Source organism: Mycobacterium canetti CIPT 140010059, from assembly GCF_000253375.1.
Classification (GTDB): Bacteria; Actinomycetota; Actinomycetes; order Mycobacteriales; family Mycobacteriaceae; genus Mycobacterium; species Mycobacterium tuberculosis.
In genome coordinates this window covers 1,908,441-1,920,306 of record NC_015848.1, presented here as the reverse complement: position 1 = coordinate 1,920,306, position 11,866 = coordinate 1,908,441, and the positions used below count along the sequence as shown (strand labels likewise).

Genomic DNA, 11,866 nt, shown 5'->3' with positions numbered 1-11,866 from the left:
GGACGGTGCGCTACCCGCTTGGCGAAGCGCTGCTGGCGCTGTATCGATGGCGCGGTCCGCTGATCAACGCCGGAGTCGGTGGGCATGGCTACACCTATCTCCTGGGAGCAGAGGCCAACAGATTCGTGTTCGCCAATGCCGACGCGTTCAGCTGGAGCCAAACGTTTGAGAGCCTGGTTCCCGTCGACGGGCCGACCGCGCTGATCGTCAGCGACGGCGCGGACCACCGGCGCCGCCGCAGTGTGGTGGCACCGGGGCTGCGGCACCATCACGTCCAGCGCTATGTGGCAACGATGGTGTCCAATATCGACACGGTGATCGACGGTTGGCAGCCCGGACAGCGGCTGGACATCTACCAAGAGTTGCGCTCGGCGGTCCGGCGCAGCACCGCCGAGAGTCTGTTCGGCCAGCGCCTCGCCGTACATTCCGATTTTCTCGGTGAGCAACTGCAGCCCCTGCTGGACCTAACCCGACGGCCGCCTCAGGTGATGCGGCTGCAGCAGCGGGTCAACTCGCCCGGGTGGCGACGGGCCATGGCAGCCCGCAAACGCATCGACGACCTCATCGACGCTCAGATCGCCGACGCGCGCACGGCACCCAGACCCGACGACCACATGTTGACGACGTTGATTAGTGGCTGCTCTGAAGAGGGTACTACGTTAAGCGACAACGAGATTCGCGATTCGATCGTTTCGCTGATCACCGCGGGGTACGAGACCACCAGCGGCGCGCTGGCCTGGGCGATCTACGCACTGCTGACCGTGCCCGGCACCTGGGAGAGTGCGGCCAGCGAGGTCGCGCGCGTGCTGGGTGGCAGAGTCCCCGCCGCCGATGACCTGAGCGCGCTCACCTACCTCAACGGAGTTGTTCACGAGACGCTGCGCCTGTACTCGCCCGGCGTGATCTCGGCCCGCAGGGTGCTGCGTGACCTCTGGTTCGACGGGCATCGCATCCGGGCGGGACGCCTGTTGATCTTCAGCGCCTACGTCACCCACCGGCTCCCAGAAATCTGGCCCGAGCCAACCGAATTCCGTCCGCTGCGCTGGGATCCCAACGCAGCGGACTACCGCAAACCCGCGCCACATGAATTCATCCCGTTCAGCGGCGGGCTGCACCGATGCATCGGAGCCGTCATGGCCACCACCGAGATGACCGTGATTCTCGCTCGGCTGGTCGCCAGGGCCATGCTGCAGTTGCCCGCTCAGCGGACTCACCGCATTCGGGCGGCCAACTTTGCCGCGCTGCGCCCCTGGCCGGGATTGACCGTTGAAATCAGGAAGTCAGCGCCAGCGCAGTAAGACGAGTTCCGTGCAGAAACCAGGACCCATCGCCAGCATCAGCCCGGCGCTTCCGCTGGGTGGCCGCTTTTCGATGGTGTCGCGCAAAATATGCAGTATCGAGGCCGACGAAAGGTTGCCGATCTCGCCCAGCGAGCGCCAGGTCAGCTCGAGCGCCTCGGGAGGCAGCGCGAGGCTCGTGGCGACGGCGTCGATGACCTTGGGACCACCGGGATGGCTCACCCAGGCGCCGATGTCGTCTTTGGTCAGCCGATGGGCATCAAGAAACGTGGTGACGTCATTGGCTAGGTACCGTTCGATCAGGTTCGTCAGGTCCGGGGAAAGCCGCAGCCGCAGGCCATGGGAACCGACATCCCAACCCATGATGTGCAGCGAGTCGGGGTACAGGCTGCTGCGCGAGTCCAAGATGTCCGGTCCGCCAGCGCGAACCTGCTCGGCGCGCCGGTCGCCGACGGCGACCACCGCGGCTGCTCCGTCGCCGAACAGTGCGGTCCCGACCAGACTCGACACGGTTGGTTTGACCGCGGGATACGTCAGCGAGCAAAGCTCAACCGAGACCAGAACCGCGACGTCGTCGGGCGCGCCACGCAGGTAGTCGCGCAGGCGGGCCACGCCCGCCGCCCCTGCCACGCAGCCCAGACCGAACAACGGCATCCGCCGCACGTCGGGGCGCAGACCAAGCCGCCCGGCGATCCGGGCATCCAAAGACGGCACCGCGACGCCGGTGACGGTTGCGGTGGCGATCATGTCGATGTCGCTGGGGCGCAGGTTGGCATCATCGAGCGCGCCCAGCAAGGCCTCGACGCCAAGGTCGACAGCCTTCTCGATAAAGATCTCGTTGGCGTCGCCGAAGTCGGTCAGCGACGGGTATTGCTGCAGCGGCAGCACCAGGTGTCGACCGTTGACCTTGGCGGCGGCATGCAAACGCCGAATGATCTCCTCGTGTTCCTTAAGGCCGGGAAACTCGACAAACGAATCAGTGATCTCACTTTGGCTATAGCGATGCGGCGGCAACGCACCGAACACACCCGCGATGACGCTCATGCCCCTGCCCACTTAAGTTACTTGCCACCCTCGAAGCCCAAAGTTTAAGCCACATTACGCGATCTCGCAAAAACATCGCTATTCAACGCCTGTCGTATTTGCACCTATGCCGATAGCATAATTTGAGCCTGCCAGGACGGATTTCGTCATCGAATATCGTTCTCGTCCTCATCGAGCGCCAGCCCGATAAGAGCTTCGGGGCTTAACGAGTCGATAACCTCGTCGCTGACGGTCCGACCAGCCAAGGACTCCTCGGGCTGGCCGGCCAGCAGCAGCAATTTGTCCAGCAAGCCGGTGCGTCGAAGCTGGTGGATAGGAATGTTTTTCAGCAGCTGCCAAATACTCTCGTCGTCGGATGATTCGTGTTGGCCGCCTAAGAGCTGGCCAAGGCATTCGGCGAGGGCACTCGCAGTGGGATAGTCGAAGATCAAAGTGCGCGGCAGCGACAAGCCGGGCAAACCGATAGCCATCTGGAGACGATTGCGTAGTTCGACCCCGCTCATTGAATCAAATCCCAAGTCTTGGAAAGCACATTCGGGGTCGATGTCATGGCTGCTCTTGCGACCCAAAACGATTGCTGCATGGAAGCACACCAACTCTACCAGCTGGCGCTGCAGTTCCGGTGGGGCTAGGCTTTGCAATCGCGCAATTGCGCCGGCGTCTTTGCCCGTCTGGTCCACCGACAACTCGCCATTGTCACCCAACCAAAACCGCTGCCGGGCAAATCCATACGTCGGCAACTCCACCCGCCGGCCGCCCAAACCCGCAAAGACCGAAGACCAATCAACCGCCACCCCTTCGGTGAACAGTCGCCCCACCCCGGCCAGCACCGACTCCACCTCAGGCCGATCCCTGGCTAGCAGCGCCACCGACGCCTCCAACCCGGCACCGGGACCCACTTCCACAAACACCCTGGCCCCGAGGGATTCAGCCAATCCCACACCGTCGAAGAACCGCACCGGCTTGCGCACATGTTCAACCCAATACGCGGGCGACCCATACCCAGCACCGGCCAGCTGACCTGTCACATTCGAGACCAACCCAATCCGCGGCGCCCGCACGCAGACATCAGCCAGCACCTTCGAGAACTCCTCGACCATGGGGTCCATCAACACCGAATGAAACGCATGCGACACTGCCAACCGCCGCACCCGCCGACCCAACCCCACCAATCGATCCACTACCACACCCACGGCAGCCTGCTCACCCGAAATCACCACCGATTCCGGCGCGTTCACCGCAGCGATGCACACGCCCTCGGTGAGCAACGGTGCCACTTCGTCTTCGCTGGCCGCTACGGCCACCATGACCCCACCAGCGGGCAACGCCTGCATCAACCGGCCGCGCGCCGCCACCACCCGCGCGGCATCCACCAGCGACAACGCCCCGGCCACATACGCCGCAGCAATCTCACCCACCGAATGACCCATCACAAGATCGGGCAGCACACCCCAGTCTTGCAACAACGCGGCCAATGCCACCTGGACGACAAACAACGCCGGCTGAGCAAACTCTGTGCTTTCCAATAGCCCGGCATCGGCGCCCCACATCACCTGCCGCACAGACAGCCGCAGCTGCCCATCCAACACCGCAACGACCTCGTCAAAAGCCCGGGCAAACACCGAGTACCGGCCGTACAACTGCCGGCCCATCCCCAGCCACTGCGACCCCTGTCCGGGAAACACAAACACCGTCTTGCCCACCGACCGCGCACGACCCACCACCACACCCGCGCCCGGCTCACCGGCGGCCAACCCCGCCAACCCCGCCATCAGACGCCCCCGATCAGCGCCCACCACCACCGCGCGATGGTCGAACACCGACCGGGTACTCACCAACGACCACCCCACATCGAGCGCGGTCAGGCCGTCGTCGGCAGTCAGGTGCGCCAACAACCGCCCCGCCTGGTTGGTTAGCGCCTGCGGCGACCGCGCAGCCAACACCCACGGCACCGCCACCGGAGCGTTACTACCCGCTGCGGCAACAGATTCCACTATCTCTGGCGACTGCGTCGGACCCTGTTCCAGGATCACATGCGCGTTCGTCCCACCCATGCCAAACGACGACACCCCAGCCCGTCGCGGCTCATCCGCCACCGGCCACGGCGTCAACGCGGTGTCGACCCGAAGCCCAAGGCTATCCAAATCAATTGGGGCACCGACGTAGTTGAGGCTGGGTGGAATCACGGCATTTTCAATCGCTAACACCGCCTTGAGTAATCCGGCGATTCCAGCGGCTCCCCCGGTATGACCAATATTGGTCTTGACCGACCCCACACTCACCGGGCGACGTTGCCGCGCCGCGAAGATCTCACCCAGCGCCCGCGCCTCGATCGGGTCGCCGATCTTGGTGCCGGTCCCGTGTGCCTCGACGTAGTGAACCTGATGGCAATCCACCCCCGCGCCGGACATCGCCCGCCTGATGACGTCCACCTGGCCGGCGACCGACGGCACGGTCAGCCCGGTAGCGCTGTGCCCGGCGTTGCCGACCGCGCTGCCGCGGATGATCGCGTGGATTCGATCTCCGTCGTCCAGGGCAGCTTGCACCGACTTCAGCAGAACGAGGCCACCGCCGTCGCCTGGTACGTAGCCGTCGGCACGTTCATCGAATGCGTAGGTATGGCCGGACGGCGATACCGCGCCGAATTCTTGTTCCAGCATGGCTGTTTCGCGTGCCAAGTTGAGGTGAACACCACCGGCAATCGCCAGCGGCGCTTCGCCTGTTCGCACGCTTTCGCATGCCAGATGCACCGCTACCAGGGATGACGACTGACCGGAGTCGATCGTCACGCTTGGTCCACGCAGCCCGAAAGCAAACGACACGCGGTTTGCGATGATTGCCCGACTAGTGCCAGCGAACGCGTGATGGTCAACACGGTCCGCCGCGAGCGTCAGTACTGCGTAGTCGTCGTTCATCGCTCCGAGGTAGACCGCGATCGGTTGTCCGCGCAGCGTTTCCGGCACCACGAAAGCGTCTTCGAGCAGTTCCCAGGTGAGTTCGAGCGCCAGTCGTTGCCTGGGGTCCATCGCGCTCGCCTCGCGGGGGGATAGGTTGAAAAAGTCGGCGTCGAAATCGGCGACGTTGTCAATGGATCCAGTAGCCTCTCGCCCGTCGCGCAACAGGTCCCAGAGGTCGCCGGGGCTGACGACGGTGGGAAACCTGCATGCCAGCCCGATGATTGCGATGCCTGTCGGTTGCACGTGCGCTAAGGTCCAAGTTCGTCGTCGAGGATGGCAAAAAGCTGGCTTTCGGTGGCGGTGGTGATGTCCTCGTCGTCATGGGTGGTAGACGGGCCGGAGCTGGCCGGTGGAGCGGTGCAATCGGTCAAAATCGCTTGCAATCGCTTGATCAGGCGCGTTTTGTCGTCGGGGTTCCAGTTGGGTTGGTCGAGCAATGCTTGTAGTTCGCCGGTGACCTCGTTGAAACGAGTCGACGGGTTGGGTTGGTCGACCGTGACGGCAGGGGCGTTCGCCAGCTGGATGTCGAGGTGTTCGGCCAACTCGGCAGCCGTGGGGTAGTCAAAGATCAAGGTCGGTGGCAAGGTCAACCCGGTCGCAGTCTTGAGCCGGTTGCGCAGCTCCACCGCTGTCAGCGAATCAAACCCGAGATCCTGGAATGCCTTGTGCGCGTCGATCTCAGTGCCGGAATGCCCCAACACGATCGCGGCGTTGCTACATACTAACTCGGTGAGTTCGCGGTGCCGCTGCTCGGGAGTCAGCCCGTGCAGCCGCGACGCCAATCCCGACCCCGACACCTCATCGGCGCCGTCGATGATCCGTCGGATCGGACCGGCAACCAACTGGCTAAATAGTGCCGGCAGCTCGGCACCGGCCAGCGCGGCACGATCCAGCCGAGCAGCCACCACCACGGGCCGATCCGCCAGCAACGCGGCATCCAGGAATCCCATCGCCTGGTTGGTAGGCAACGGCGCCAGTCCAACCCGACTCATCCGGACCCGATCCCGCTCGCCTAAATGCTCGGTCATCGCCGAAGCCTGCTCCCACAATCCCCACGCCACCGACAACGCGGCCAGTCCACGTGATCGCCGATAGGCCGCCAACCCGTCCAAAAACGCGTTCGCTGCAGCATAATTGGCCTGGCCCGGCGCACCCACAATCCCGGCCATCGACGAAAACAACACAAACGCTGACACATCCAGGTGCCGGGTGAGCTCATGCAAATTCCAGGCCCCATCGACCTTGGCCCGCAATACCTTATCCACCCGATCCGGCGTCAATCCGGTGATTACCGCATCGTCAAGAACCCCAGCCGCATGAAACACTGCAGTCAGATCTGGTTGGCTTGCCACCAAACCCGCCACCGCATCACGATCGGCCACATCGCAAGACACCACCTGCACTCGGGCGCCGGCCGAGCCGAGCTCGTCCACCAATGCTGCGACGCTCTCCGTGTGCTCACCAGCACGACTGGCCAACACCACCTGCCGCACCCCGTATCGACTCACCAGATGACGCGCCACCGCAGAACCTGCCATCCCAGTGCCACCGGTGATCAGCACCGTGCCCGCGGCCCACGCGTCCGGCATGGTCAGCACCACTTTGCCGACATGGCGCGCCTGGCTCAAGAACCGATACGCCTCCCGAGCGTGCCGCACATCCCATGACTTGACTGGAAGCCGATGCAGCGCTTCAGTTTTGAACAACTCGACTAACTCGGCCAGCATCTGCGCAATCCGCTGCGGTCCGGCCTCCATCAAGTCGAAAGCCCGGTAGGCCACCCCAGGATGGTCCTGGGCAACGACCTGGGCGTCCCGAACATCGGTTTTGCCCATCTCGATGAAGCGACCGCCTCGCGGCAGTAACCGCAACGATGCGTCGGTGAACTCACCGGCCAGCGAGTTGAGCACCACATCCACGCCGCGACCCTCGGTGGTCAGCCAAAACGTCTCCTCGAATGCCAGTGTGCGTGAATCGGCAACATGCGTGTTGTCACATCCCATTGTGTGCAACGTGTCCCACTTGCCGCGACTGGCAGTAGCGAAAACCTCCAATCCCCACAGCCGAGCCAGTTGCACTGCCGCCATACCCACCCCGCCCGCAGCGGCGTGTACCAGCACCGACTCGCCCGGCTGCACCTGCGCCAGCACGCGTAACGCGTAGTAGGCCGTCAGAAACACCACCGGCACACCCGCAGCATCGGTCAGCGGCCACCGGTTCGGCAGCTTGACCACCAGCCGCGCATCGACCACCGCTTCCGACCCCGCCACCCCCAACAGACCCATCACCGGATCACCAACTGCTAAACCGGTCACGCCTGGACCGACTTCGGTGACCACCCCTGCCCCTTCGGCCCCCAACTCCGCGGCACCGGGATACATTCCCAACGCCACCAACACATCCCGGAAATTGACACCCAAAGCCCGCACCTCTATTCGAACCTGTCCAGGTGCCAATTCCTTTGCAGGGCATGATGCCAACGTCAAATCCTCAAGGGTGCCCGCGCCGCCGGCGACCAACCGCCAGCCCGAGTTGGTATCGGGCAACTGCAGGATCGGCTGTGGTCGCAGCTGTGCCAGCCGGGCGGCATAGGCTGTGCCGTTCCGGATCATCAATTGCTCTTCACCACAGCCAATGACATCGCCAACATCCATCGAGCCGTCCGAATCGACCAACATCACCCGACCCGGATGTTCGGCTTGAGCCGACCGCACCAACCCCCACACCGCGGCGCCGGCCAAGTTCGTGGCATCCTGGCCGACCGACCCTTGGGTCAGCACCACCAGTCGGCCGGCCCGCTCCTGGGCCAGCCAGGACTGCAATGCCACCAACACCCGATGCGTAGCCGAATACACCGGCCCCACACCGTCCTGGAAAGACTCCAACTCCCAGACCACGAGGTCGGCGCTGATGTCGTTGTGCGCCAATTCCACTGGCAACCACGCCACTTCCAACAACCCGCGACCTGCGGCATCGGCAGCGGCGACGGCCGCCGACAACAGCTGAGACGACACCGAACGCATGACCAATGCCTGTACCGACAACACCGGTAACCCCGCCTGATCGGCCAACTCCACCGACACCGTGCCATCACCGGCCGGCGCGATCCGCGCCCGAACCCGGGACGCACCCGCGGCATGCAGGGAGACCCCTTGCCAGGAGAAGGGCAGCATGGTAGCTGCCTGCTCGCCCACCATGCCCATTGCATGCAAGGCCGCATCCAGCACCAGTGGGTGAATTCCGAACCCACTCAACGTCACATCGACATCGTCGGGGACGGCAACATCGGCGAAGAGCTCCGATTCCCGCCGCCACATGGCCGTCAGACCCTGAAACGCCCGGCCATATTCATAGCCCAGTTCGGCAAATCGCTGATAGGCGCCATCGACATCAACCGGGGCAGCACCCAGCGGCGGCCACACCGACAAATCCGCTGCCGGGGCAACCGCCTTTGCCCCCAATACGCCCCGGGCATGCAACACCCACCCGGAATCCGACTCAGCGTTGCGTGAATATATCGACACTGGCCGCTGACCCATCTCACCGACACCCACCACCACCTGTAGCTGCACCCCGCCCACCGTCGGCAAAACCAACGGAGTCACCACCGTCAGCTCCTCGACCACCCCACAATCCACCTGGTCGGCGGCTCGCAGCGCCAGTTCCACGAAAGCCGCACCGGCGAGCAACACCACTCCAGCGATCACGTGATCGGCCAACCACCGCTGCTCCCCCACCGATAGCCGGCCGGTCAGTACCACCACGTCCGAATCCGGTTGCTCCACAACCGCACCCAACAAACCATGCCGGGCTGCCAGCAGACCAACACCGCTGATGTCTGCCGAACCCGCCGACGTAGGCGGCAACCAATACCGCTGCCGCTGAAACGCATAGGTCGGCAATTCGATCCGTCGACCCGGACTGCCAAACACCGCCGGCCAATCCATTTGGGCACCCGCAGTGAACAATGTCGCCACGGCGCCGAGCACCGACGACACTTCGGGGTGCTCTCTACGCATCATCGCCACCGATAGCGCCTCGCCTAAAGGCAGCGACTGCTCAACCAATGCTGTCAGGCCACCGCCGGGACCCACCTCAACAAACCTTGTGGCCCCAACCGCATTCAGCAACTGGACGCCCTCGGCAAATCGCACGGGGCGCCGCGCATGCTCCACCCAGTACTGTCCATCGCCGTAGCCTGCGCCGGCCATCTGCCCGGTCACATTGGACACCAACGGAATCCGCGGTTTCGACACCGAAATACCGGCAGCGATCCGCGTGAACTCGGCAAGCATCGGTTCCATCAGCAACGAATGAAACGCATGTGATACCGCTAGCCGATGCACCCGGCGGCCCCTGCGGGCAAAGTGATCGGCAATATCGCTGACCGCTGCCTCGCACCCTGAAACCACCACCGAGTGCGGCGCGTTGACCGCCGCGAGATTCGCCCCGTCGACCAGCACTGGCAGCACTTCTTCTTCGCTGGCGGCCACCACCACCATCACCCCACCGGCGGGCAACTCCGCCATCAACCTGCCGCGGGCAGCCACCAAACCCGCCGCATCGGTCAACGACAACACCCCGGCCAAATGTGCTGCCGCGATCTCGCCCACCGAATGTCCGATCAGGAAATCCGGGCTGATACCCCAGTGCTGCAACAACGTTGCCAACGCCACTTCGATTGCGAATAACGCCGGCTGGGCGAACTCGGTGCTAGTCAACAGCGCCTCGTCACCTTCCCAGAGCACTTTTCGCAGCGGCAGCCGCAGGTGCCGATCCAGCTCTTCGGCCACCGCGTCAAAAGCCAGGGCGAACAGGGGTAATTCGGCATATAACTGCGCTCCCATGCCTACCCATTGGGCCCCTTGCCCGGGAAACACGAACACCGTCTTCCCCACCGACCGCGCTCGACCCACTGCCACGCCCGCACCCGACTCACCAGCGGCCAACGCCGCCAACCCCGCCAGCAGGGCTCCGCGATCAGCACCCACGACCACCGCCCGATGCTCGAACATCGCCCGCGTCTTGACCAACGACCACCCCACATCGATCGGATCCAAATCCGGGTTGGCCGCGACGAAAGCCAGCAGCCGCTGCGCCTGACCGGCCAACGCCTGCTCCGACCGGGCCGACAGCACCCACGGCACGGCGGACGCCGCTGTTGGGGATGCAACTTCTGGCACAACACTTTCAACTACCGGTGCCTGCTCAAGAATCACATGCGCATTGGTGCCGCTGATCCCGAACGACGACACCCCGGCCCGCCGCGGCCGGCCGTGAACCGACCACGCCCGCGGTTGAGTCAACAACGACACCGCCCCCACCGACCAATCCACATGCGGCGTAGGAACATCCACATGCAATGTCTTGGGCATCACCCCATGCCGCATCGCCTGCACCATCTTGATCACCCCGGCCACCCCCGCCGCCGCCGATGTATGACCGATGTTCGATTTGATCGACCCCAACCACAGGGGCTCAACGCGGTCCTGACCGTAGGTCGCCAAAAGCGCCTGCGCCTCAATCGGATCCCCCAGCATGGTCCCGGTCCCGTGCCCCTCGACCACATCCACCTCAACCGCGCGCAGTCGCGCACTGGCCAACGCCGCCCGAATCACCCGCTGCTGGGATGGCCCATTGGGTGCCGTCAAACCGTTGGAGGCGCCGTCCTGATTGACCGCCGATCCGCGCACCAGGGCCAGCACCGGATGCCCCAACCGCCGTGCATCCACCAGCCGCTCCACCACCAGCACCCCGGCGCCTTCTGACCACGCGGTCCCGTCGGCGGCACCGGCGTATACCTTGCACCGACCGTCGCGCGCCAGCGCCCGCTGCCGGCTGAACTCGACGAATGCGGCGGGGGTGGCCATCACCGTCACCCCACCGGCCAGCGCCAAATCGCATTCCCCCGACCGCAGCGACTGCACCGCCAAATGCAGCGCCACCAACGACGACGAGCACGCCGTGTCCACCGACACCGCCGGACCCTCCAACCCCAGCACATACGCCACCCGCCCGGAGGCCACACTCAGCGTCGAACCCGTTAACCCATAGCCTTCCAGCTCGCCGGATAGCTGGCCCCCATAGCCGGCATGGATAACACCGGCGAACACACCCGTTGCCGAACCCCGCAACTTGGTCGGGTCAATTCCCGTACGCTCCAACGCTTCCCACGACACTTCCAATAGCAGGCGCTGTTGCGGGTCCATCGCCAGCGCCTCGCTAGGACCGATTCCAAAGAATCCGGCGTCGAAGTCACCCGCATGCTCCAGAAACGTCCCGCGGCGGGTATACATCTTCCCGCATGCATCCGGGTCAGGATCAAACAACCCGTCCACATCCCACCCGCGATCCGCCGGAAAATCCGATACCGCATCACGGCCCTGGGCCACCAGCTCCCACAACGTCTCCGGCGAATCCACCCCACCTGGATAACGGCATCCCATTCCGACCACCGCAACCGGCTCGGACAACTTGGCTTCCAAGTCGGACAGGCGTCTGCGGGTGCGCCGCAGATCTGCCGTGAGACGCTTCAGGTAGTCAACATGCGTGGTGGTTCCCGACATT

Annotated in this window: 4 protein-coding genes; 1 reads left to right on the top strand and 3 read right to left on the bottom strand. The window is 64.3% G+C overall.

Annotation, left to right across the window (positions count from 1 at the left end; genetic code table 11):
- Nucleotides 1–5 precede the first annotated feature (5 nt).
- Nucleotides 6–1,298: a cytochrome P450 gene (locus tag MCAN_RS08775; RefSeq protein ID WP_003901231.1), complete on the top strand. Its 1,293-nt coding sequence runs from the start codon at nucleotides 6–8 to the stop codon at nucleotides 1,296–1,298.
- Here the strand turns inward: MCAN_RS08775 and MCAN_RS08770 are convergent.
- From MCAN_RS08770 to MCAN_RS08755, 3 genes are all read right to left on the bottom strand, one after another.
- Nucleotides 1,281–2,342, bottom strand: a complete 1,062-nt coding sequence (locus MCAN_RS08770) for a type III polyketide synthase (protein ID WP_003408248.1) — start codon at nucleotides 2,340–2,342, stop codon at nucleotides 1,281–1,283. The genes MCAN_RS08775 and MCAN_RS08770 overlap by 18 nt on opposite strands.
- A 146-nt stretch (nucleotides 2,343–2,488) precedes the next feature.
- A complete protein-coding gene (locus MCAN_RS08765) occupies nucleotides 2,489–5,542 on the bottom strand; it encodes a type I polyketide synthase (protein WP_014000875.1) in 3,054 nt (1,017 codons plus the stop codon).
- Nucleotides 5,543–5,547: 5 nt separating this feature from the next.
- The gene (locus tag MCAN_RS08755; RefSeq protein ID WP_014000874.1) at nucleotides 5,548–11,865 is read right to left on the bottom strand and encodes a type I polyketide synthase; all 6,318 of its coding nucleotides are present in this window, start codon (nucleotides 11,863–11,865) and stop codon (nucleotides 5,548–5,550) included.
- Nucleotide 11,866 lies beyond the last annotated feature (1 nt).